This window comes from Sulfurisphaera tokodaii str. 7 (genome assembly GCF_000011205.1).
GTDB lineage: Archaea > Thermoproteota > Thermoprotei_A > Sulfolobales > Sulfolobaceae > Sulfurisphaera > Sulfurisphaera tokodaii.
The window spans coordinates 2419801-2442266 of record NC_003106.2; the positions used below are offsets into that span (position 1 = coordinate 2419801).

The 22466-nt window shown below is 33.7% G+C and carries 26 protein-coding genes and 1 pseudogene; 15 read left to right on the plus strand and 12 right to left on the minus strand.

Annotated features, from left to right (window positions below):
- Positions 1-43: 43 nt before the first annotated feature.
- From STK_RS13295 to STK_RS13305, 3 genes are read right to left on the minus strand one after another with little or no spacing between them, the layout of a single operon-like run.
- On the minus strand, positions 44-946 hold the full coding sequence (locus STK_RS13295; RefSeq protein WP_010980500.1) for an AbrB/MazE/SpoVT family DNA-binding domain-containing protein: 903 nt from the start codon (positions 944-946) through the stop codon (positions 44-46).
- A 56-nt stretch (positions 947-1002) separates the two neighbouring features.
- On the minus strand, positions 1003-1743 hold the full coding sequence (locus STK_RS13300) for an enoyl-CoA hydratase/isomerase family protein (protein WP_052847037.1): 741 nt from the start codon (positions 1741-1743) through the stop codon (positions 1003-1005).
- Positions 1744-1771: 28 nt separating this feature from the next.
- Positions 1772-2524, minus strand: coding sequence for an enoyl-CoA hydratase-related protein (locus STK_RS13305; RefSeq protein WP_010980502.1), 753 nt, complete (start codon positions 2522-2524; stop codon positions 1772-1774).
- Positions 2525-2704: 180 nt separating this feature from the next.
- Between STK_RS13305 and STK_RS13310 the strand changes: the two genes are divergently transcribed.
- The 3 genes from STK_RS13310 to STK_RS13320 are packed head-to-tail and all read left to right on the plus strand — an operon-like array spanning position 2705 to position 5546.
- The gene (locus STK_RS13310) at positions 2705-3868 is read left to right on the plus strand and encodes a thiolase domain-containing protein (protein ID WP_010980503.1); all 1164 of its coding nucleotides are present in this window, start codon (positions 2705-2707) and stop codon (positions 3866-3868) included.
- A gap of 5 nt (positions 3869-3873) precedes the next feature.
- Positions 3874-4260: a Zn-ribbon domain-containing OB-fold protein gene (locus STK_RS13315; protein WP_010980504.1), complete on the plus strand. Its 387-nt coding sequence runs from the start codon at positions 3874-3876 to the stop codon at positions 4258-4260.
- Positions 4257-5546 carry a phenylacetate--CoA ligase family protein gene (locus STK_RS13320; protein WP_010980505.1) on the plus strand — a complete coding sequence of 430 codons (1290 nt, stop codon included), beginning with the start codon at positions 4257-4259 and terminating at the stop codon, positions 5544-5546. Before STK_RS13315 ends, STK_RS13320 begins: the two co-directional genes overlap by 4 nt.
- 193 nt (positions 5547-5739) lie before the next feature.
- Here STK_RS13320 and STK_RS13325 read toward each other — a convergent pair whose 3' ends face one another.
- The 4 genes from STK_RS13325 to STK_RS13340 form a co-directional block, all read right to left on the minus strand.
- Positions 5740-6015, minus strand: a complete 276-nt coding sequence (locus STK_RS13325) for a DUF5658 family protein (RefSeq protein ID WP_010980506.1) — start codon at positions 6013-6015, stop codon at positions 5740-5742.
- A 101-nt stretch (positions 6016-6116) separates the two neighbouring features.
- Positions 6117-6629, minus strand: a complete 513-nt coding sequence (locus STK_RS13330) for a hypothetical protein (protein ID WP_010980507.1) — start codon at positions 6627-6629, stop codon at positions 6117-6119.
- A gap of 40 nt (positions 6630-6669) precedes the next feature.
- A complete protein-coding gene (locus STK_RS13335) occupies positions 6670-7836 on the minus strand; it encodes an MFS transporter (protein ID WP_010980508.1) in 1167 nt (388 codons plus the stop codon).
- 302 nt (positions 7837-8138) lie between these two features.
- Positions 8139-9167 carry an RsmB/NOP family class I SAM-dependent RNA methyltransferase gene (locus STK_RS13340; RefSeq protein WP_010980509.1) on the minus strand — a complete coding sequence of 343 codons (1029 nt, stop codon included), beginning with the start codon at positions 9165-9167 and terminating at the stop codon, positions 8139-8141.
- Between the two features lie 51 nt (positions 9168-9218).
- On the opposite strand from STK_RS13340, the gene STK_RS13345 reads away from it, so the two are divergent.
- A complete protein-coding gene (locus tag STK_RS13345) occupies positions 9219-9599 on the plus strand; it encodes a hypothetical protein (protein WP_198429702.1) in 381 nt (126 codons plus the stop codon).
- Here the strand turns inward: STK_RS13345 and STK_RS13350 are convergent.
- Positions 9564-10277, minus strand: coding sequence for a sugar nucleotide-binding protein (locus tag STK_RS13350; protein WP_052847038.1), 714 nt, complete (start codon positions 10275-10277; stop codon positions 9564-9566). The two genes, STK_RS13345 and STK_RS13350, sit on opposite strands and share 36 nt — an antisense overlap.
- A 37-nt stretch (positions 10278-10314) precedes the next feature.
- Between STK_RS13350 and STK_RS13355 the strand changes: the two genes are divergently transcribed.
- Positions 10315-10677 carry a hypothetical protein gene (locus STK_RS13355; RefSeq protein ID WP_052846791.1) on the plus strand — a complete coding sequence of 121 codons (363 nt, stop codon included), beginning with the start codon at positions 10315-10317 and terminating at the stop codon, positions 10675-10677.
- Here STK_RS13355 and STK_RS13360 read toward each other — a convergent pair.
- The gene (locus STK_RS13360; RefSeq protein ID WP_052846792.1) at positions 10656-11081 is read right to left on the minus strand and encodes a hypothetical protein; all 426 of its coding nucleotides are present in this window, start codon (positions 11079-11081) and stop codon (positions 10656-10658) included. The genes STK_RS13355 and STK_RS13360 overlap by 22 nt on opposite strands.
- A 139-nt stretch (positions 11082-11220) precedes the next feature.
- On the opposite strand from STK_RS13360, the gene STK_RS13365 reads away from it, so the two are divergent.
- The 5 genes from STK_RS13365 (at position 11221) to STK_RS15025 (ending at position 13639) form a co-directional block, all read left to right on the plus strand.
- Entirely contained in the window at positions 11221-12597 is a 1377-nt protein-coding gene (locus tag STK_RS13365) for an MFS transporter (RefSeq protein WP_010980514.1), read from the plus strand.
- Between the two features lie 74 nt (positions 12598-12671).
- The gene (locus STK_RS13370) at positions 12672-13034 is read left to right on the plus strand and encodes a PaREP1 family protein (protein WP_198429703.1); all 363 of its coding nucleotides are present in this window, start codon (positions 12672-12674) and stop codon (positions 13032-13034) included.
- Between the two features lie 4 nt (positions 13035-13038).
- The gene (locus tag STK_RS16020; protein WP_420825182.1) at positions 13039-13188 is read left to right on the plus strand and encodes a PaREP1 family protein; all 150 of its coding nucleotides are present in this window, start codon (positions 13039-13041) and stop codon (positions 13186-13188) included.
- Entirely contained in the window at positions 13151-13360 is a 210-nt protein-coding gene (locus tag STK_RS16025) for a PaREP1 family protein (RefSeq protein WP_069168163.1), read from the plus strand. Before STK_RS16020 ends, STK_RS16025 begins: the two co-directional genes overlap by 38 nt.
- Positions 13361-13504: 144 nt before the next feature.
- Positions 13505-13639, plus strand: coding sequence for a HEPN domain-containing protein (locus STK_RS15025; protein ID WP_084742682.1), 135 nt, complete (start codon positions 13505-13507; stop codon positions 13637-13639).
- 181 nt (positions 13640-13820) lie between these two features.
- Here the strand turns inward: STK_RS15025 and STK_RS13380 are convergent.
- Positions 13821-14889, minus strand: a pseudogene (locus STK_RS13380) (IS110 family transposase).
- Positions 14890-15028: 139 nt separating this feature from the next.
- Between STK_RS13380 and STK_RS13385 the strand changes: the two are divergent.
- Positions 15029-16174, plus strand: coding sequence for an RNA-guided endonuclease TnpB family protein (locus tag STK_RS13385; protein WP_010980517.1), 1146 nt, complete (start codon positions 15029-15031; stop codon positions 16172-16174).
- A 621-nt stretch (positions 16175-16795) separates the two neighbouring features.
- On the plus strand, positions 16796-17080 hold the full coding sequence (locus STK_RS13390; protein WP_069168213.1) for a hypothetical protein: 285 nt from the start codon (positions 16796-16798) through the stop codon (positions 17078-17080).
- Here the strand turns inward: STK_RS13390 and STK_RS13395 are convergent.
- Together STK_RS13395 and STK_RS13400 are read right to left on the minus strand one after the other, a co-directional pair.
- On the minus strand, positions 17077-17991 hold the full coding sequence (locus STK_RS13395) for a 2-oxoacid:ferredoxin oxidoreductase subunit beta (protein WP_010980518.1): 915 nt from the start codon (positions 17989-17991) through the stop codon (positions 17077-17079). The two genes, STK_RS13390 and STK_RS13395, sit on opposite strands and share 4 nt — an antisense overlap.
- Positions 17978-19864 carry a 2-oxoacid:ferredoxin oxidoreductase subunit alpha gene (locus tag STK_RS13400; protein WP_010980520.1) on the minus strand — a complete coding sequence of 629 codons (1887 nt, stop codon included), beginning with the start codon at positions 19862-19864 and terminating at the stop codon, positions 17978-17980. The genes STK_RS13395 and STK_RS13400 overlap by 14 nt, the downstream gene beginning before the upstream one ends.
- A gap of 61 nt (positions 19865-19925) precedes the next feature.
- Here STK_RS13400 and STK_RS13405 point away from each other — a divergent pair, with 61 nt between their 5' ends.
- The 3 genes from STK_RS13405 (at position 19926) to STK_RS13415 (ending at position 22465) form a co-directional block, all read left to right on the plus strand.
- Entirely contained in the window at positions 19926-20831 is a 906-nt protein-coding gene (locus STK_RS13405; protein WP_010980522.1) for an ABC transporter ATP-binding protein, read from the plus strand.
- The gene (locus STK_RS13410) at positions 20809-21642 is read left to right on the plus strand and encodes an ABC transporter permease (RefSeq protein ID WP_010980523.1); all 834 of its coding nucleotides are present in this window, start codon (positions 20809-20811) and stop codon (positions 21640-21642) included. Before STK_RS13405 ends, STK_RS13410 begins: the two co-directional genes overlap by 23 nt.
- 127 nt (positions 21643-21769) lie before the next feature.
- The gene (locus tag STK_RS13415; RefSeq protein ID WP_052846794.1) at positions 21770-22465 is read left to right on the plus strand and encodes a ParA family protein; all 696 of its coding nucleotides are present in this window, start codon (positions 21770-21772) and stop codon (positions 22463-22465) included.
- Position 22466: the final 1 nt, after the last annotated feature.

The window sequence follows — 22466 nt, forward strand, 5'->3', positions numbered from 1 at the left end:
TAATGATTCAATTATATGTAACACGCATAACATATATATGAATTTAAATTAGTCTCACTGACTTATGTACGGCGTCATCCATAATGGCAACGCAATATGAAGCCATTCTTACAAACTCCTTACAAGCTTCTATTGTTGTATTGCATTTCTCTTCTATTATTTTCATATTTTTTCTTATTTGCTGAATATCCGAAAGGTTCTCAGTCATAAACATTGATGTAGCACTTGTAAACATTGAAATAAGGGTATCGATTAGTTCGGTACTTGGTATGGATTTTTCATCAGCCAACATTAGAAATGTTCTTAGATGCGAAATCAAACGCCCTAGATCTCTCATAAATATGGCATACAGAATTATATCCTTAAAGGGTAAGCTGAAATTATATAAGTCATCCAGTTGAACCCCTATTGCTATATTCCTTATAATTACTCTATAATCTTTCATTAATATATCGCAACGAGTTATGAGATCTTCTTTAATCTCTTTATTAAAATTTTCTAGTACTCTTAGATCGTATAACAATTTCCTTATCTTGTCTACGAAAGATGAAACCAAACCATTAAGATCAGTAGATACTGGCAAATTAACTTTGAATACAATCTTATCAAACGTTTCATCCTCTATTTCTAACCCAGCGTGAGTAAGTTGAAGTTCTCTTAACGCTTTTTTAACCTCTTGGCTCATTACATTATCGGACTTTACAATTATCTTCTCTATTCCTTGCATATAATAGACTGATATTAAATAGAGAGTTTCGTTAAGATCTCGTAAAATAATTTCTCTTTCATTATTTATTTTTCTCTCTGGTTTTATCTTTAAACCATCATATATCTCATAAACTTTAAGTTCACTTTTTACATCTAACCCGTTTTTCCTAACCCACTCGCTAGGGAGTGATATTATATAACTTCCTCCCTTAATTTTTTGGAGTCTTCTAACACTCATATTTATACGTGTATATTCGAAAATAAAAAAGTATAAATTATTTTCTCTTATTCATATTATGTTTTCCAATTAGGTTTTCTCTTCTCTATAAATGCCTTCATACCTTCTTTACCATCTTCGCTGATTAAAGCAACATAAAAGTTCCTTCTCTCAATATCCAACCCTTGCTGTAAAGTGGTATCTAAAGCCTTATTTACAGCCTCCTTGCCTAATTCTACTGCAAATAGAGATTTAGTAGCAATCTCTTTTGCTAACCTAATTGCCTCATCAAGTAAAGCCTCATCAGGAACAACCTTAATGACCAGACCCCTTCTGTAAGCTTCCCATGCTGATATTAATCTTCCAGTTAGTACCATTTCCATACCCTTGTATTTCCCTACAGTCCTAGTTAATCTCTGAGTACCACCAGCACCGGGAATTATACCAAGATTTATCTCAGGTTGACCCAACATAGCACTTTCAGCAGCAATTATAATATCACATGCCATTGCTAACTCTAAACCTCCACCTACAGTTAATCCGTTAAGTGCAGCAATAACTGGTTTTCTGAATGTCCTTAATCTTTCCCACATAGGAGCATGACCAACTCTCACTACATCCTCAACTTTCATATTAGCCATTTCATTAACATCAGCACCAGCACAAAAAGCTCTACCATTTCCAGTAATTATGACTACTTTAACATTCTTATTATTCTCTAGCTCATTAAATACATTAACAAAATCCCATACCATTTCCATATTTAAAGCGTTTAACTTATCTGGTCTGTTCAGTCTAACTATTGCAATATTATCCATAATCTCATATATTACGGTATTAGGCACTTTACTCACCCTTAAACTGTGGTTTTCTCTTTTCTAAGAAAGCTTTTATTCCCTCCTTAAAATCATGTGTTTTTCCTAAAGCCCCTTGCATCGCTGCTTCATAATCGAGGAACTCTTCTAGATCTTGGTAAAGTACTCTATTAATTAACCTTTTACTAGCAGAAAATGACTTAAAAGGACCATTAGAAATTTCCTCAGCCCTCTTTAACGCCTCTGATAAGGGATCATCAACAATTTCAAATCCAAGCTCCCTAGCAATTTCAGTGTTAAATTCACCTCCAGTTAAAATATATTTCTCAAACTTAACTCCCCCAAGTCTTAACATCATTAATGCTAAACCACTGTCTGGGGCTAAACCTATATTATGGAAAGCCATTACGAATCTCGAATCCTTTGAAGCAAACCTAATATCAGTAGCTAATGCTAAACTTAAGCCAGCCCCAGCAACAACACCCCTTACTGCAGAAATAAATATCTTGTTCGAAAACTTTATTTCCTTAATTACCTGATGAAATGAATTTCTTAAATCTTCGGCTAAATCTTCTGAAATACTTGAAATATCTGCTCCCACTGAAAATGATCTTCCACTTCCGGTAATTACAGCAACTCTCTTCTTAGGATCCCTATTAAAATCCCTTAAAGCCTTTATTAGTTGATTTCTCAAATCAAGATTCATCGCATTTAATTTATCTGGTCTATTTAGAGTTATTACAGAGATGCTCCCCCTATCCTCAACCAAAATCTCGTTTGCCACAAATCATTTAATCAAAAAGAATTATAAAACTCTTACGGATAAAAATCAGACAATTTTTATTTTTCTTACATTTTACATATATATTCTTTGTTTAAGCAATATTGGACAAATGATAACATTTAATTCAATATCATTATATTAGAGTAAGATATATAAGTCTTTTAAACAATTTATATTGATGTGAATAGGAAAGTAGCCGTTATTGGGGTAGGGAATTCCAAGTTTGGAAAAAGGGACGATGTAACTATAAAGGAATTAGCTTGGGAATCGGTCAAAGAGGCTTTGGAGGACGCTAATTTAGCTCAAAAAGATATTGATATAACAGTAATTGGGAGCACAGCATACAGAGGGACAGAAATCTATCCCGCTCCTCCAGTTTCTGAATATTGTGGGTTAATTGGCAAAAGTCCAATAAGAGTTGAAGCAGCTTGTGCTACCGGAAGTTCTGCAGCTTTTACTGCAATTAATTTGATTGCATCCGGTTTAGCTGATATAGTAATGGCTATTGGAGTAGATAAAATGACAGAAGTCGATACTTCAACCTCATTAGCAATTGGAGGACGAGGAGGAAATTATTATTGGGAATTTCATATGTATGGTACTACATTTCCCACATATTATGCTTTATATGCAACTAGGCATATGGCTTTATTTGGAACTACAGAAGAAGATATGGCATTAGCATCAGTAAAAGCCCATAAATATGCTTCGTTAAATGAGAAAGCACATTTCAGAAATAAAATTACAGTAGAAGATGTATTAAAATCTAGAGTTATATCTTGGCCAATAAAATTGTTAGATTCTTCTCCAATTAGTGATGGTTCCGCTACAGTTATCTTTGCGTCAGAGGAAAAGGTAAGAGAACTAAAAATTGATACTCCCATATGGGTAAAAGGAATTGGTTATAGTAGTGATACTTCATATATTGCTGCTAGAGGCGAATGGGTAGGTTTAGAAGCTGCAAGAGATGCTGCAGCTAAAGCTTATAAAATGGCTAAGATCTCTCCGTTAGATATTGAATATGCAACTGTTCATGATTGTTTCTCAATTGCTGAGATTATGGCTTATGAGGATTTGGGTTTTGTTGAAAAGGGTAAGGGAGCTGAATTGTTAAGGGAAGGACAAACTGAAAAAGACGGTAAAGTAGCTGTAAATCTATTCGGTGGTTTAAAAGCTAAAGGCCATCCTTTAGGTGCAACTGGTTTATCCATGATTTATGAAGTTACAAAACAATTGAGGGAGGAAGCTGGACCGGTACAACATTCTTTCAAAAGATATGTTGCTTTAACTCATAATGTTGGTGGTACGGGTCATTACGCTTACGTCATGATATTTAATAGGTGATATAAATGGATGGAATACCCCTCCTCTTCAAATACTCTGTTCCAGACAAACTGTATGAAAAATTCTGGGAAGGACTAAAGAAAGGTGAAATTTATACTACAAAGTGCAAGAAGTGTAATACTTTGTATTATCCTCCAAGGAAAGATTGTGAGAAATGTATGTCCTCAGATATGGAGTGGGTTAAACTTAGTAATGAGGGTATACTTATGACTTATAGTATTGTTAAGCAGAAACCTCAAGGATTTGAGAATTATAGTGATTATACTGTAGGGATTGCAAGAAATTCTGATGGTGCAAATCTAATGTGTTGGGTTAAAGGTGAAGCAAAAGTTGGTAAAAAAGTCAGATTAACAACAGACGGCCAAAGGGTTATTTGTGAGGTGATAAAATGATCTTATACGATGAGACAGATCCAAAAGCATTAACAAAAGATGAAATAAAAGTAGTACAACAATTTAGATTTAGAAGGATGATAAAAAGAGTATTAGAAAATAGTCCATTTTATCGCAAAGTAATAAAAGAGAAAGGTCTAACAGTTGATGATATTAAAACTCCAGACGATTTAGTAAAGTTACCTTTTACGACTAAAGATGATTTAAGAAAATATGCATATCCTTATGGTGGTGATTTCTTAACAGTTCCCTTAAGTGAAATTGTAGGATGGCATATGACAAGTGGTACCACTGGCGTTCCTACAGTGGGTGCTTATACAAAGAGCGATATTGAATTATGGGCAAATTTAGTCGCTAGGTCTTTAAGAACTGCGGGCGTTACTAAGGATGATATAGTTGCTAATGTATATGGATATGGACTATTCACTGGTGGCTTAGGATTGCATATTGGTACTCAGAAGATAGGGGCTAAAGTTATTCCATGGAGTACCGGGAGAACTGAGGCATTAGTTAAAACACTTAAAGAGTTTAAGGCAACAGTAATTACTGGAACGCCTTCTTACGAGCTTTATATTGCTGAAAAAATTAGAGAAGCGGGAATAGACCCTGAAAAGGACTTAGACTTAAGACTAGCTATACCGGGAGCTGAAGCCATGACTAGTGAAATGCTAAGTAGAATAGAGAAAGAACTAGGTTTAAAAGTTAGAGGAGGAGGAGCAAGGGAGATTTATGGGTTAACTGAAGCTATTGGCCCAGGTGTTGCACAAGAATGCCCAGAAGATGAACATACTAAAATGCATATATGGACGGATCATTTTTATGTGGAGATAATAGATCCAGAGACTGGAGAAAGAGTAGGTGAAGGAGAAGAAGGAGAATTGGTTATTACACATCTGACTAGAGAAGGTATGCCATTAATTCGCTACAGGACTAGGGATATGACAAAACTTGAGGAGAGCGAAGACGATATACCTTATCCAACAATCTCAATAATTAAAGGAAGAGTTGATGATGTTATATTCTATAAGGGGGTTAAGATTTATCCTACCGCTATCAATGAAGTTATTATGCATTATCCGGAGATTAAAGAGTATAAAATAATAATTACAAGAGAACCTGCAAAGTTTGAAATCTTGGTTGAAACAGATAAACCTTCAGAAGAATTAAGAAGGAAACTAGCTGCAGAAATTCAGGGTGTGGCTTTTGCTACTCCAGAGATACAGTTCGTCTCTCCAAATACTTTGCCAAGATGGGAAGGGAAATCAAAGAGAGTTGAAATTAAGTGAATAGTAGTTTAAGAATTTTTCCTTACAATAAAAACTTATAATATTTACTCAGAGCTAATAAATATTTTTAAATTTAAAGTTGTTAGTCTTATCACTTATTATAAATAAATTTTCAGTTAGTAAGACAATATTTCGTAAATACTTTTAACGTAACGTAAAAATATACGATTTTCCTAAATAAATGCTAAGTGAGTTAGAAAAGTAATGTAAAGTTATTTATTACTGCAAAAGCCATCATAGCCATTACGATGATTACTGGTAATACATATCCTTTTTTAAGAAGAATATAAGATAATGCTATAACACTAATTTTCAGAATAGTCATTACAATAAACATTTCGCTTCCGAAGGATGAAAGGAATACATTATCTTCGGTCAAACCTTTGCTAATTCCAACATAAGTTGTCAAAATATCAAGCGAAGAGAAAAATGTGAGTAATGACATCAGTAACGGTTTTTCAATTCTCATATGCTAATATTTACTTTTCATAAATTTAAATTGCTATTGTTTAAATCTAAAAAATTACATGCATTTATGTTATAAAGCATACATATATATTCTTTTGAAAATTACAAAATTTTCCCTTCTTTTATCTTTTGAGAGAGCATTAATAAGCCTATAAGTTTTACTACGTCACCTAAAATGGCTACTTCAGAGATATTATATAGATAAAAAGGAAGACCTAATGTGTAAACTACAGCTCCCCAGAAGAATAAATTTGAGGCTAGAACGAACTGTTTAACTGTTAGGTAAATTGAAATCCCTGCAATAGGTTCAAATATGTATCCTAGGACTATAAGCTCAACTCCTAGGAAAATATGATAGGAAGCCAAAACAATCCCTATAAAGGTTATAGCTATTGCTAGCGGTGCAAAATAATCCATAAAGTATTTCTTTTGGATAGATGATTTATAGTAAAAATAAAATGCTGGAATTGATAGTATCCATATTGTCCAAAATTGGACTAATATAGATAGATAAAATATTGATTTAATACCTAATATTGCAATTTGTAAAAGCACAGCCAAAATTAAGAAACCAGCAATTATACTTACTAAATTACCTAGCCTGAAATATTCCATAAGATAAGGTTTGTTTAAAAAAATAAAAATATTTGTAAGCCTAGTCTGAATACATAATTGCAGGAGATTTGCTCTTTGGCCACGTTATTACGCTAACTAATACTAATGCTAAAGCAAAAAATCCAAAAAAGTTAATTGTATCTATAAGAGCTCTTAATCCTAGTTCTATTTCTATAATTCCTAGAATTATATTACCTATCCCTCCTACAAATCCGCCAATATTATAAGATAATCCAGATAGCATTCCTCTGACTTCAGTAGGAACTGCTTCAGCTAGTAATAATGGCATTAAAGGCCAAAAACCTGTGGAAAATGCATAAATCAAAATTCCAATCTCAGATATTATTATAGATTTAATAAAAATTGGTACAGCTAGCGGTAAAGATACTAGTAATCCAGATACACCAATATAAATTAACTTTCTTTTATCTACTTTATCAGCAAGTCTTCCAAATAAAATGAAAGATGCCGCTAGTCCTAAGTTACTTAATGTTATCAGTAATCCCAAAGTTATGCTATTCATATTCAAATATTTTTCAGCAACTAAAGTATAATTTCCGAATACTGAAAAATAGGCAAGGAACATACCACTCATGCCAGCAGTAGCTTTGATCAAGAGACTCAAGTAATCGTTATATCTGGGCTTAAAGGTAAATGAAGAAAATTTAGTTTCGTTAATAATTTTTATGTAAGGTAGTAAGATTAAGGGTAAAGCACCAGTGATTAAGAATAATCTTGGTTCATTTCCTAGGATAATGTATGTTAACCCAGTTAAGGCATAACCTATTCCATAACCAGCTTGTACAATCCCAGTTACAATGCCTCTTAAATTAACTGGAGCGTTCTCATAAGCTAATACAGTTCCAGCAGTCCATTGAGCACCCATGAAAATTCCTTGCAGAAATCTTGCTACAAAGAGAATTAGAGAATTTGGTGAAAAAGCTAGTATAATCTGAAAGACAGAATAACCAGCTGTCCCAATGGCTAAAATTGGTTTCCTTCCAATTTTATCTGCTAATCTTCCAAAATATGTCCCGCCAATAGCTCTACCAATAAGACCTAAAGCGAAAAGAATTGAGAAGTCAAAATAATTAAGACCATAAACTTTTTCGAAGAACGAATAGACAAATGTTAATAATAACAAATCGTAAATATTTCCAGCCCATGCTAAAGTAGATACTATTGTAGCATGGATATAATTTTTCATAAAAGTCTTTTCTTTTCAATCAAAACTTAAATGTACCTAATCTGAGTGCTTAACGATGTATAGGAAATCATATTGAACAAATTAAAACTAATCAGTAGAGAATAATAGAACTATAATGCTAATTTCAACAATTTCTAACATCATAAAATATTTTTAATTAAAATTTTTTAAATCATATAACTACCTCAGTATGTTCTATTAGCCCTCTAATTTATAAAGTATTACAGTAGAATGTGATAAAACATGATATTTGATTTAAAAACTAGACGAATAAGGAAAGGCTTAAGGGAAGCTTTTAAAAATTATCCAGAGACTTTCGATATGAAGAAACCTTCGCTTTGATGAAGATAGGGAATAAATCTATTTCCCAAAGAATTGGAAGAGGCAAAGCTAAGTGGAGGTTTCGCGTTAAATTCCTTTACAATATATTCTCCTTCTTGAGGTAAAAGTGAACAAGTAGCATAGATTACATAAGACGAAATGGAAAGGGCTTTGTTAAGTAGATTCTTTTGCAATTCTGATAATTCATTTACTCTTTGTTTTGTTAACTTAAGTAAAACTGTAGGCTCATTACTTATCATTCCAGTAGAGCTACAAGGAGCATCTAAGAGTACTTTATCAGCCTTAATTACACTGCTAGATGTAGAATCTTGATGAATGATGTGAACTTTATCCATATTAACTCCTACGTCATGAAGAAATTTAATCTCTTTGTGTAATCTTTCCCTATCTACATCAGATACGACTAACTCGCTCTGATTATCAGTCAAAGCCATAATCAGAGACGCTTTTATTCCGGGAGCCGAAGCCATATCAAATATTAACTCTCCTTTTTCAGGTTTTAGAGCTTCAATTACCGCCATACTCGCTTTATCCTGTATAATAACTTTAAATTCTTTAAATTCAGTAGTACTTCGTATATCTCCTTTTACCACTTTATATGCATATGGAATATCTTTATCTTTTTCTAATATTATACCCTCATTTTCTAAACTCTTTATCACTTTGTCCTCATCAGCTTTTAACGTATTTACCCTTATCCAAATTACTCTATCAAGAAAAGAGTCCTTTAATTTCTCTATATCATAAATACCATCTAGTTCCCTTTCAAACCACTCTGGTAGGACTATGCGTACCCCTTTTTGTAAAAATTCTCTTACTTTTTTCCTGTAACTTTTCCCTGATAGAGAATAATAAGAGAGTATGAGCCTTCTAGCTAGTTCGTAAGAATCTTTTACACTTCTGCTCACCTCCTTAGCTTTTTTGTATGCAACTGGCAGAGGATATCCCTTTTCAGCAAAGTATAGCACTCTGCTTAAGAAGTCTTCCACATTATAACTTTTCTGGCAAAAATATTTAAGTTTGGAATGAGAGTAGAACTTATGAATATCGAAAAGCTAGAAAAATTATATTTTGCAACAGTCTACGAGATAGAGAATGCAGATGACGCTAATGATTTACTCAAACGTGTTAGTAAGTCTTTATTCTTACTTCTTAGATTAGTCTATGTACGAAAAGCAGAAATTAGCAGATCTTTAGGTAGGGAAATAACTAGGTTCTTTTATGAAGAAGAGAACATAGAGGATAAAGTCCAGAGACTATCAAAGATTGTTAGTTTAATGAGATATGAGGCAGTTACGACGAATTTTCCTTATATCGATTTTTACATGCAGAATTTTGTGTCAGAAATGGATAGGTTAATGATGACTAAGGGCTATAAATTCTTCTTAACTTCTGACAGAAAAACCAAGACTATTCAATAGCCACGTATCTAATGAGAAATCATAATATTTACCTTCAGTTGGTATAACTTCTACCTCAAACATTTCACCTAAATCTTTACATACTTCATATAAACTCTTTCTCTTACCACCTAGGTTTACCACACCCCTCAATTCTTTCTTTACCATTAAGGAAATTATTTCACTTGCCTCATTTATTGATATAGGTGAAACATAAAAATTTGAATTACATTTAATTGTTCTCTTACCCCTTAATATACCCTTTATAAAGGGGAAAAGTAGTCCTTTATATTGCATTGAGTAAAGTAAGCCTAGTCTAATTACGAGATAATTACCAAGACTCATTATCCCAGATTCTCCTACGAGTTTTGTTAGCCCATAATAATTTATCGGATTTGGTGTGGAAGTTTCTGAGTAATATCCTTTCTTTCCATCAAATATCATAAAGGTAGATAAGTAAACGTTAACAGCTTTCACTTTATTTGCTGCTCTACCTATATTTATTGCATACCAAGTATTTATATTCCAAGCTAAAGGCCTATTATTGTTTGCCTCCAAGTAAGGTATTTCAAATGTGTGAATAACAACATCTGGTCTCTCTTCAAGAACTTTTTGAGGAGAAGTTATAACTATGACTTTATCAAAAAATTTGGCTATGTTTTCTCCTAACTCCCCCTCAGAAGTAATTCCTACGAGCAACATATATATTTATAAACGTAAAGTAAAAAGTTTATACGTGAACGACATAATAGAAAGGTTCGTAGAACTAGAAGAAGGAGATGAGAATGAGGTCAAGTTACTCAAGAGTTTATGGAGTGATAAGATAACAAAGCTTACCTTATCAGATTTTCAGACTTTAGAAATGACTGAAGGGAATGTTCTGCTTCTACAAATTCATAGAGGTAATATTATTTCTTTACTTCATAAACCTTCTGGGCTTTTCTTACTAATTTATGGTGTTAGTGCACTTGAAATAGAAACCTTAAGATACATAACATTAAAATCAAAAAATCCCGATACAGATTTTGTAGCTCTAGTCTACGAATATTTAAACAAAGGTAACGCTAGGTTAGGATTTCAACCTAATGTTTCAAAGTAGATTTGCTCGTGAAGTTCATTACAAGATGATTTATCTCCTTTTAAACATCCTCTTATCAAATAAAGGTAAAATAATATTTCTTTTGATTTCTCTGTATCAATTTTTTCTCCAATTTCCACTATAACTTTATCTAATGCAGTTGCAATTATATTCTCCTTTTCTGATATAACTTTACCATAACTAATTATCTCATCATTAGCAGTTAGAAACTTATATTGTACACCTCTTTTTGTTGCTATCCTTGAAGCGAAGATATTTTTGTATACTTTTACAAGTAATATACTTAAATTTTTATTAAATAAGATGACTCTGTTTGGACCTCTTATTTCTATAGCTGAAAATCCTTTAGGAATTCTTTTTATATTTCCATTTTCATTGATTAGGTCTTCTATTTTATAGCCCATGTGATACATTTTTACTCATAATATATATAGTTTCTCCTTTTATTCTATTTATATCTATATAGACTAATTATATAACTATAGTTATACATGAAATAAATACATAATCTTTATAAGAATGTTAGCGGGACTCTAAAGTGAAATGAAGTTATCAGATATTTTCAAACCCCTGGATCAAAGAAACTTCGATGTATGGCATATAAAGTCACTACTAACTACAGGTATGGGAGTTTTTACTGACGGATATGATCTCTCATCAATCGGCATAGTCTTAGCAATGGTTCTCTCATCATTTGGCATAACAAGCAAATCACCAGATTACACTCTATGGCAAAGTCTAGTATCGGGATCAGCATTAATAGGTGCAGCAGTGGGAGCAATAATTTTCGGAATACTCTCTAATAGAGGTAGGAAAACATTTTACGGAATAGACGTTGCCCTTCTTTCTATTGGTGCATTATTACAAGCGTTTGTTTCAACTCCCTTAGAATTAGTGATAGTTAGAGGACTTTTGGGTTTAGGTGTTGGTGCGGATTATGTATTATCTCCTATGATAATGGCAGAGTATTCAAACGCTAAAGATAGGGGGAAGTTACTTGCTTTCGGTTTTGGTTTAATGTGGGGATTTGGTGCAACTACTGCAGCGGCAATAGCTCTAGGATTGGAAGCTCTTAGCGTACCCACAAATATTATTTGGAGAGTAGTTTTGGTAACTGGTGCTATACCATCGGCCTCTGTAATTTACTTAAGAAGAAAAATTCCGGAAACACCAAGGTATTTAGCTAGGATTAAGGGTGACGTTGAAAAATTTAGAGAAGTTGTAAGGACATTAGCTAATACTGATATTCATGTAAATAAAGAATTAAAAGATATTAACAGTTTCTCTTCATATTTCAGTAAATTTTGGAAAACATTCTTGGCAGCATGCTTACTTTGGTTCTTATTTGATATTGTAGCATACTCTGGTATTCTATTTGGTCCAACTGATATTGCAAAAAGTATTGGAATAAATAATAGTGCTATCTTTCAGTTCGTTATAGAGTTCGGTTTTACGCTACCTGGTGGGATAATTGCATTGTTAACCTTAGATAGAATTGGAAGAAAACCTATGCAGACATTTGGTTTCTTCGGAATGGCTATCTCTTTACTTCTCTTCTCTTTATTAAAATCGAGTATACCGGCTACCACAGCACTAATACTATATGGTTTACAGAATTTGTTTTCACAAGCAGGACCTGGTTCAGTAAGTGCTTCTGGTATGCTAGGTGTGGAACTAGCACCCACTAAGGTTAGAGGACTTGTTCAGTCTTTAACAGTAGCTTCTGGTAGAATAGGAGCAGCACTAACAGCTTTCGTCTTTCCAGCTTTATTTAATACCTATGGAGAATCTTTTGCCGTAGCATTCCTAAGTTCTGTTGCATTCGTTGCGGCCGTCTTAACGTTAATTGCAGTACCGGAGACGAAAGGAAAGCCATTAGAAGTTTCTTCGCAAGAAGATCTTATTGTTCAAGAAATTTAATTTTTTTATAAATTAATATACTTTATCCATTGGGCTCATAAATTTATTATCTTATGGAGTATAAGTATACCATAATGTTGGAAAAAATTCGTTTAGCTCATGATGTTTACTTTGAGGAAGCTGATGAGTTGCTTTCTAGGGGTGATCTTGTTCAAGCTTCGGAAAAGTATTATAAGGCTGCAGAAGAAGCAATAAAATATCTTACATATGTGAATTCAATTAAGGTCGAGAAATGGGATCTAAAGACAATAAATTCAGCTGTATATGAGCTATCAAAGAAATATGGAGATTTTGTCTTAGAAGCTTGGAAGAGCGCTGTAGCATTAGATACAGTAAATCTTAGTAAAGATTTAATAACGCATTTAAGGGAGGATATTAAGAAACTGATCGAAATTGCCGATCGAGAGCTTTATAATCAATTGGCTAAAAGAAGCTGATGAGTTGCTTTCTAGGGGTGATCTTGTTCAAGCTTCGGAAAAGTATTATAAGGCTGCAGAAGAAGCAATAAAATATCTAAGTAAAGAGAAAAAATACTTTATGCTATTTAGAGTTCTTGAAAAAGAAAAGATGGAAGGCCGAATTGTTATTTAAAGCTGCAGAAGAGTTAGATAAGATATTTCCAGGGATTTGGAAAGCATGGAAAAGTGCGTGGTTTCTTCATGTTTATGGGTTTCATGAAATGAGCCTAAATAAGGAGATTATAAGTGTTGAATCTAATATTGTTAAGACGAGGCTATTTGAAATACTGAGAAGTGAGCTTTAATAATTTTAAATAAGATAATTTTCTTAAACCACTATTAACGCCACGCGGATTAAAAGATAAAGCTTGTGTAAAATACTGGGGCTAACTGTAAATGATAGAATATGCTTTAGAAACTGTTTTTAGCTTAATACCAAATTACTATCTATGTCGTTTTTAAGGAAGAACTCGCTAAGCTTTTTAAAGGAAGCTGAAAGGAATTTAGATGAAGGTGAGTATAATTTAGCTATGTTTCATTTAGAACAAGCGTTACAGCTTACTTTAAAATTCATTTTATATTAGAGGACCGGTACTTATGAGAGGACTCATAATTTAATTAAACTCTTAGAAGATGTGATAAGAATTACAAAAATGGGGGCGTTCAGTAATAAATCTTTCGGTCATACTTCAAGCATAGTACTAGCTAAGATTGCCACGTGGGCCCTCTAGACCCACGTGGCGATTAAGGGGAAGGGACCTTTAATCACTTTGGCTCATAAGGCTTATTATTATACCAAACACTCCATACAATCCTAGCTAATTTCCTTGCCAAAGCAGTATACAACTTCTTACCTTGCAACCTATCCTTATGAGACTCATAAAACTTCAACAATGTTGGATTCCTAGAATAATTCATCTCAGCCAAAAAGTAGAATAAGCTACGCAAGTACTTATTACCCCTCTTCGAAATCCCCCTACTTATTACAGCCTTACCACTCCTCTCCACAACGGGATCTAAACCACAATAAGCCACAAAAGATTCTGGCTTAGGAAAACGCTTAACATCACCAACAACACCAATAATTATACCAGCTGCAAGCCTCCCAATCCCCGGGATCGTTAACAAAACGTGGTTCTCGGGAACTTGCTCCTCAATCATTTTCTTAACTTCTTTCAACCTCTCTTCTGTTTCCAAGAGTGTTTTTGCCAATACTCTAATTTCCTCAAGTACTATTGGTGTGTATTCTAGTTGGTATAGTTCTTCTTGCGCAAAATCTCCATTTGCGAGTTTTTCCAACCTTTCCTTACTTATCTTGTCATTATCACTTACTAAGAATAATGTCCTCTTCAGCCTGTTCTTGTACTTTACTTCTATATCCTTGAGGAAGAGGTAAAGTGTTACCAGTTCCCTCAAGGGGTTGTATTCATACTCCTTTGCCTTGTCAACCATGTTTTCTAATTTTTCAGCATCATAAAAATCTGTTTTCTTCCCCCTAAACTCCTTTTCTCTTGATAACACGTTTGGGCTCACTTGTAGTACTTTTACACCCTTCTCCTTGAAGTACTGGCTAGGCCTTATTGCGTATACTCCCGTAGGTTCTAGAACTATTAGGCAAGGCTTCATTTCGAGGATTTCCTCGTAACCCTTCAAGTTGTTCTTGTATTTTCTTTCCCTCCCCCTACTTGTAATTAGATAATCTTTTGATACATCTATTCCTAATACCCCTACCTCTTTACCTATATGCGTGGATTTTTCCACAATGTTCAGTCCGATGGTAGGGGTTTGTCACGCCCCCATACGAAGACTTTGCTTCAGTTAAGGGGTCGACCATGTTTCCCCAGCCGAGGAGTATTATTCTCCCCGGCTAATAAAACCTATATAGGTTAAGGGGGCGGAAAGCCTCGCCTTTTAAGGCGGGGATGGATAGCCCCTTATAAAGTTTAAATATTAGCTCTTTTAATTTTCTCCTAATGGCTAGGAGGGTTAAAGCGATCAGAGCTACTGTTTCGATGAAGATCGCCCTATCTGAACCCCTCCTAGCCCTTGTGAATAACTACGTTAAGGCACTACGTTATTCGTTGTTTTGGTTGAAAGAAAATGTGAAAAATCCGGAAGAGAAGGGTGTGTTAGGAAGAGTCCATGAGGAGTTATATGATAAGTTAAGAGGGGAATACAATCTACCATCAAAGGTTGCTGAGGACTGTTATAGGGATGCACTCTCAGTATACAAGGGTTGGTATAATAACCCAAGGAGGGGTAGGTTTCCTAGAGTGTATAAGCCAACTGTATGGTTAACACCAAAAGCAAGTTATAACATAGATTTTAACAAGATGGTGGCTAGGATTGCTGGTGTCGGTGAGCTCCCAATCCTTGGTTATCCTAGAAACATTAAGGACTACATGGACTGGAAGATGAAGGAGGCAAGGTTGGTAATCAAGGGTGATAAAGCGTTTCTTAAAGTAGTTTTTGAGAAAAAGAAAGTAAAAATTCAACCTAGGGGTAGTGTTGCTGTTGATATTAACATGAATGAGATTGTTGTTGGTAAGGATGATACTCGTTATGTTAGGATTTTCACACGCCTTCATGAGGTTCATCATTGGAAGTCTTTAGCTGAAGCTCTGCAGAGAAAGTACTCAAGGAGGTGGAGGGTGAATAAGGGAATTCTTGTAAGGATTAAGTACTTCTACTCTAAGGCTAAGCGAATCATGGAGGACTTTGCTAGGAAGGTTGGGAAGTGGGTTGTTGAGGTTGCAGAGGATTTTGGTGCTAATGTTATTAAGTTAGAGAACCTCAAGAATTTGATTAAACATGTTAATAAATTACCATCTGAGTTTAGGGATAAACTGTATTTGATGCAATACCGTCGTGTTCAGTATTGGATTGAATGGCAGGCTAAGAAACACGGCTTGTTGGTTGTGTATGTTAATCCTCACTATTCTTCTGTCTCTTGTCCTAAGTGTGGAAAGAAGATGGTTGAGGTTTCTTATCGTTGGTTTAAGTGTATTTGTGGTTATGAGAATGATAGGGATGTTATTGGAATTATGAATCTTAACAGGAGGGGGTCTCTGACCCTCTCGTCTGCCCCTCAAATGAGGGATGTAGTCCCGAACCGATGAGGGGAACCCTCGCCTTCAGGGCGGGGATGAAGTCAGATTCCTAATTATTTCATATCATATAATTATGCATTAAAGGTCAATTCAGAGCTCTTTGAGATGAATAGTTAGTATAGAGTATTATAGTCCTTGGCTAATATTAGTTAGCTTGCTAATTAGGTAGAAGGGATTAACTGTAAATGCTTTATAAATTTAGTGTAGTTTAAGAACTAGCAATTCGGCAAAATTGCATGAGAATGCAAACCCAAAATCTGATCAATAATGTTCATCCTATTAAGTATGGTAACGTAGTATACTAGCTTATTTATGTTAAATAAAAATTGTCTGATAAGGAATTAATTAATAATCAAGCTCAGAATAAATCCTTATATCGTTTCTATTACTCCTAAACTGATAAGGAATTGTACATAAAGGGACGTCTTTAGGATTATGAGAAGACCACTAAGCTAAAGATTTTTAATTAGCTATCTCAAAACTTTTAAACTTTTAATTTTTTTATGTTACTCGTTTATTATTTACTCCCTTTTATTAAAATTATAATATTCAAACTTTCAAGTTTAAACACTTCAAACTAGATTAACAAAAGTTTATATTTTAGGATTCCATATTATATAGTGGATGGATATGAGTGCAACTCTAAATAAGAAGAGGAAAGAGATTGAAGAGAACTTAGAGGTAGTTTATGACGATGATGAAGTCACTGTAGTCATAGCACCAGAGGAAGACGAGCTTAAAAAAGTTATTGTAGATCTACTTAAGGAAAAACCTATGGATGTAAAGGAGATACATTCAGTATTAACTAATTTAGCTAGCGATGAGAAGATAAGAAAAGCATTATACGAGTTAGCGGAGGAAGGAAGAGTTATAGAAGACAGAAAAACTAAAAAATTTGTTTTAATTGGTAACTAAATTCTTTTGGCTTTAATAAGTTCATCAATTTTGGTAGTACTAATACCGTTAATTTCTATTTGCTGTTTAGCTGGATAGTACTCTCTGTAATTTGGTATATTTGATGTAAGTCTATCTTCAAATGTTGGTACTAATTCATTTTGGTAAAATATTCCAATAGGTATTTTTTCTCCCCATTCATAAGACTTCATTATGGCTTGTTCGAATTTTTTCTGAGCCTCCTCTTCTTTTCTTACTACTGGATCCCAACCTGGCACATTATCTAGTTTATAAACCCTTTTATCATACCATTCTTTTGTATTAATATCGTTATATGTAGGACAAGGTTGAAGAATATCTACTAATGCGCTACCTTTATGAAGAATTGCCTTTTTGATTAGTTCCTTTAAATGCATAACGTCATATGCGTATCCTCTAGCAACAAAAGTATAGCCTGCAGCTAAAGCTACAGCTAGGGGATTTACAGCATCCATTATATTTGGTTTTGGTAAGGACTTTGTTTTCTCACCTCTATGTAGTGTTGGTGAAGCTTGTCCTTTAGTTAATCCGTAAACACCGTTATTATGTACTAGTACCGCAATATCAATGTTTCTTCTTCCTAAATGTACAAAGTGCCCCATACCAATTCCTAAACCGTCTCCATCTCCAACGTTAACTATCACCTCTAATGATGGATTAGATAGTTTAATTCCAGTAGCAAATGCTATTGATCTTCCGTGTAGAGTATGGACTCCAGATATAGGTAAGTTCATGAAATGTGGTATTTTTCCGGAGCAACCAATTCCAGATACTATTACAACAGATTTTGGATTAATTCCAAGTTCTCTTATTGCCATCTCTTCAGCTCTCAGTATTCCAAAGTCTCCACAGCCTGGACACCAATCTACAAATACGGGTTTACGCTCCACCATACAATACTACCCTTTTCTCATCTCTTTCTAAAATCTTCTTTATACCTTCAATTACTTCTTCCCTAGTTATAGGTCTTCCGGTCCATTTTAATATATAATTTGTTGCGAATATCCCAGTTTTTTCCGCTAAAACTTCAGCTCCTTGTGCATTATAATTATTTTCAACTGCTATTATTTTACTCTTCCCCGAAAGAATCTTTTTCATGAGATTTTTGGGATAAGGATTGAACATCTTAACTTGAACCATCATTGTTTTAATACCGTCCTTACTCAATTCTTCCATTGCATCTAAAATTGCACCCTTTGGTGAACCCCACGTTAATAGGACAATATCAGCATCACCTACAATATTAACTCTTTGTTCCTCTGGAATTTCTTTATCTGCAGTTTCTAACTTCTTATTTCTCTTTTCATACATCTTCATTCTGTTTATACTATTTTCTGTTATATGCCCTTCTTCGTTGTGCTCATCTCCAGTATAGAAGATACTAGCTTGGCCAAGGAATACCCTAGGAGATATACCATCTTCAGTTACTTCGAATCGATTAAAGTAATCACTTGTTGGTTTTACTATTTTTCCTCTTTCAATTACGTAAGGTCTATTAGTTATTAATTCTTCTTCAAACACTGAATATGCATTGGCTAAAGTCTTTTCTATTATGTGGATAACTGGTGTTTGATATTTCTCAGCTAAATTCAAAGCCCAAATTGCATCCCAAAAGATTTCTACGTGATCACCAGAGGCAATAACGATTCTTGGAAACTCTCCATGACCAACATTAAGGGCAAACTTTAAATCTGCTTGACCAGATCTTGTTGGTAATCCAGTTGCTGGGGCTCCACGCATATAATAAGTAATTACAACTGGAACCTCATTCATCCCTGCCCAACTTATTCCTTCAGACATTAAAGAGAATCCAGGTCCAGAAGTTGCTGTTGCAGATCTAACTCCAGTTAAGGCTGCACCAACAGCCATATTTATTGCAGCTAATTCATCTTCTGCCTGAACTACAACTACTCCTCCCTTCCTTAATTCGTTTCCCTCAACTATCATATCTAGGTTTTGATTAGCCTCAATATATACACTTTCATCTGAGGCTGGAGTTATTGGATAATATGACTGGAATCTTAATCCTCCGGCTAATTTTCCCATTGCTGAAATTGTATTTCCGTCTACTTGAATTCTTTGCTTTTCTATTTTATATTCCTGTAATTTATACACGTTTGGAACGGAATTATATCCTAATTCGGCCGCCATAGTGTTAAATTTAATGAAGAGTTCGTTCTTAAATGTCGAAGAAATTGCGTCTTTTAAATAGTCGAATTTTAGTCCGAGTAGACCATAAGAAGCTCCTACAGCTATCATATTTTTAGCTCTTTCAACTACAGACATAGGAACTTTGAAAGTATCTGCGATCTTCTTTATCAATTCTGTATAATTAAATCCAATTACTTTAACTCCTCTTCTCTTTAGGTATTCTAGTACATCTTTTATAGTAAATCCCAGTCTCTCTTTACTTAACGCTTCTTTTACTTGCTCTGCCATTTCTGGTTCCATTGATTTAACTAAGTCGACAGTAGTATTTTCGTACTCAACGTTATAGATTAAATATTCCTTTGTCTCTGTGAAATGTTGGAAGACGGTTTCAGCGTCAAAACTAGCTAAAATATTTACATAAGATGATAAACTTCTTATGGGTTTCTCACTAATTACTACTTCAAAATAACTATGTCTCCCCTTTATATTAGAGTAATATTCTCTATTTCCAAAAAGATAATATCCAGCTTTTGCTACAGCGTTACCAAAGATATTTGCTGAGGTATCTACACCAAGTCCTTGTGCTCCTCCTATCATCCAAACAATTCTAGTCATAAAGTCTCTTTCTCGTTTGGAAATTATAAGGTTTTTTTATTCTTATTACGAAGATAAATTAATGATTGATGTATTTGGGCTGGTAAAGAAATATAGTAAAAGGGAAGTTTTATCTAATGTTTCATTAGGAGTTAGGAAGGGTGAGTTTGTATCATTAATTGGTCCTAATGGTGCAGGAAAAACTACATTAATAAGAAGTATTTTAACTTTGATAAAACCGGACAAGGGAGAAGTGAGAATAATGGGTAAAGATCCCTTTAAGGATAAGAGCATCTTTAAAAATCTTGGATACGTGCAAGAGTTACCAAATTTACCTCCCTTTATGACTGGAAGGGAGGTATTGATGTTATCAGCTAAATTAAAGGGAGCTAAAAAAGATGATGTAGATGAGTTGCTAGACATTGTTGGGATGGCCGAATTTGCAGATAGGCAAATTGCTAAATATAGTAAAGGAATGACTCAAAGAATAGCTATTGCTGAAGCATTATTAGGAAATCCAGAAGTTATGATACTTGATGAGCCCAATATAGGTATAGATCCAATATTTAGTGTAAAGGTTAGAGAGATGTTTAATAAGTTAAAGAAAAACGGTTCTTCAATTTTAATGACGTCACATGAGTTAGAGGATGTTAAAAAGCTCTCTGATAGGGTTTATATGATCTATAAGGGTAAAATAGTTTTTGAGGGTAGTGTTGAGCAACTAGTTAGAGAATTTCTCGGGATAAATGTAATTATTGAGACTAATGAAGTCGAAAAGGTTCTTAATCTAGTTAGTTCATTAGAATATGTAAAGAGAGTTTATAGAGAAAATTCAAGAGTTGTTGTATCTCTTTCAGAGGATAAAAGGGAAGAGTTACTTAAGTCTTTAATTCAATCTAACATTAGCGTTAAAGGTTTTTATTTGGATTTAAATTTAGAGGAAGCTTATGCTAGGGCGATAAATAGTGTTGGAAATAATGCTTTATGAGTGGAGAAGGGCTTTTTCGAGAAAGAAAGTTATTGTACTTATTGCTATTTCTTTATTCTTTGAAATAGCTGTTTATCTTGCTGTAGCTTTTGTCCCATCAGAGAGAGTTAGAGTCTTACTCACGCCTCTTTATCCTTATATGTGGGCATTAGGGACTCTTTTACCTCAAAGTCTTCTTCTTCATTTTTTAGCAATATCTATATCGTCTGGTTCGATGTCAGAAGAGTATGAACAAGGCACAATAGATTTCTTCCTTACTAAAGCTATAACTAGATTTAGATTTATAATGGAGAAATGGTTAGGCTCATTTATATTATTATCCTCCATTTATGGTATTATGGTTATCCTCTCAGTAGTTATGTCCTATTTGTTATTTGGCAATCAAGATGAAATTGGAATTTTGCCAGAAATAATTGCTTCTGTACTTTTCTCTTCATTAGTATTTTTCAATATAGCTTTTATGATAGGAGAAATGTTAAGGAGAAGTAGCCTATCATTCATAATCTCAAGTTCTTTGCTTATTGGTTCTATATTAGTTTCCGATGTACTAGAGTTTATTGATATATTAACGCATTCAGCACAATATGTGATAATAGCTGAGTATTTGCCTTCATGGGGTGCTACACAGCTACCTTTTATAATAGTTTCTAATTCACCATTTAGTATCATAGTTCAAGCAATTGATTTACTTCCTTCAATATCAACTGATTTAATTTCTGCCTTAATTTCTGTCTTAGTTTACTCTTTATTTTCTCTCTCACTAGGAGTGATAAGTTTCTTATATAGAGACATACCTAAAAAAGTAACTTAATAGTTCCTAATTCTATTGTCTTTAATCTCGACATAAAAACAGCGAAAAAAGACGAATAATGTGAAGAAAAGGAATCTATATGTTACGACTAAGATTTAAAAGTCTAAAAAAGAGAAATATAATAATAATGCTTGGAATTAATATAATAAGTTTAAAAGGAGGTATCGGGAAATCATTTATAGCTTTTCAATTAGCTAAAAAATTATCAAAAAATAGAAACGTAGTTATCATAGATAGGTCATTATCTAGAACTCTTTCAAATTATTTTAATATTAAAGACGAATTCCCTAATGGGGATTATAAAAAAGATATTGATAATATACCTCTTGTAAACCTAGGGTGTTCAAGGAATTTTCTCTCTTTAGATATTGGTAAAATTGTTGAAGAATATAGGAAATATAAAGATTACGATGTAATAATAGTAGATAACCCTCCTCTTTTCTCTGATGAATGTTTTGAAAAAAACTTAATAGCATGGATAAATGCGTTTAATGAGTACTCTTATAAGGCCATACCTATTTTGGCCCCTCCTGACGAGATAATAGATTATACAATGAGACTTATGTTACCTATAAATGATTTTCTTTCTGATCTTATACAGAAAAATCTAGGTTTCAAATCTACAAGATTGTTTAATCCTTTGGCAATAATTGTAAATGAAGTCACTGCATCTTATCAAATTAATTTTGAAAACATAAGAAAATACTTTAGAGATACTCTAATTATCACTATTCCATTCGATAAGAAAATTCTCTTAAATCCGTATAACGTTGATATAAAAGAATTAGATCCATTAGTAGAATATTTAAGTACTCTAATCTAAT

Bases quoted from the DNA above. Each gene is read 5' to 3' on its own strand.
- STK_RS13295 (WP_010980500.1), bottom strand. From the start codon at position 946: ATGAGTGTTAGAAGACTCCAAAAAATTAAGGGAGGAAGTTATATAATA.
- STK_RS13300 (WP_052847037.1), bottom strand. From the start codon at position 1,743: ATGGATAATATTGCAATAGTTAGACTGAACAGACCAGATAAGTTAAAC.
- STK_RS13315 (WP_010980504.1), top strand. From the start codon at position 3,874: ATGGATGGAATACCCCTCCTCTTCAAATACTCTGTTCCAGACAAACTG.
- STK_RS13320 (WP_010980505.1), top strand. From the start codon at position 4,257: ATGATCTTATACGATGAGACAGATCCAAAAGCATTAACAAAAGATGAA.
- STK_RS13325 (WP_010980506.1), bottom strand. From the start codon at position 6,015: ATGAGAATTGAAAAACCGTTACTGATGTCATTACTCACATTTTTCTCT.
- STK_RS13330 (WP_010980507.1), bottom strand. From the start codon at position 6,629: ATGGAATATTTCAGGCTAGGTAATTTAGTAAGTATAATTGCTGGTTTC.
- STK_RS13335 (WP_010980508.1), bottom strand. From the start codon at position 7,836: ATGAAAAATTATATCCATGCTACAATAGTATCTACTTTAGCATGGGCT.
- STK_RS13345 (WP_198429702.1), top strand. From the start codon at position 9,219: ATGAATATCGAAAAGCTAGAAAAATTATATTTTGCAACAGTCTACGAG.
- STK_RS13360 (WP_052846792.1), bottom strand. From the start codon at position 11,081: ATGGGCTATAAAATAGAAGACCTAATCAATGAAAATGGAAATATAAAA.
- STK_RS13365 (WP_010980514.1), top strand. From the start codon at position 11,221: ATGAAGTTATCAGATATTTTCAAACCCCTGGATCAAAGAAACTTCGAT.
- STK_RS13370 (WP_198429703.1), top strand. From the start codon at position 12,672: ATGTTGGAAAAAATTCGTTTAGCTCATGATGTTTACTTTGAGGAAGCT.
- STK_RS15025 (WP_084742682.1), top strand. From the start codon at position 13,505: ATGTCGTTTTTAAGGAAGAACTCGCTAAGCTTTTTAAAGGAAGCTGAA.
- STK_RS13385 (WP_010980517.1), top strand. From the start codon at position 15,029: ATGGCTAGGAGGGTTAAAGCGATCAGAGCTACTGTTTCGATGAAGATC.
- STK_RS13390 (WP_069168213.1), top strand. From the start codon at position 16,796: ATGAGTGCAACTCTAAATAAGAAGAGGAAAGAGATTGAAGAGAACTTA.
- STK_RS13395 (WP_010980518.1), bottom strand. From the start codon at position 17,991: ATGGTGGAGCGTAAACCCGTATTTGTAGATTGGTGTCCAGGCTGTGGA.
- STK_RS13400 (WP_010980520.1), bottom strand. From the start codon at position 19,864: ATGACTAGAATTGTTTGGATGATAGGAGGAGCACAAGGACTTGGTGTA.
- STK_RS13405 (WP_010980522.1), top strand. From the start codon at position 19,926: ATGATTGATGTATTTGGGCTGGTAAAGAAATATAGTAAAAGGGAAGTT.
- STK_RS13415 (WP_052846794.1), top strand. From the start codon at position 21,770: ATGCTTGGAATTAATATAATAAGTTTAAAAGGAGGTATCGGGAAATCA.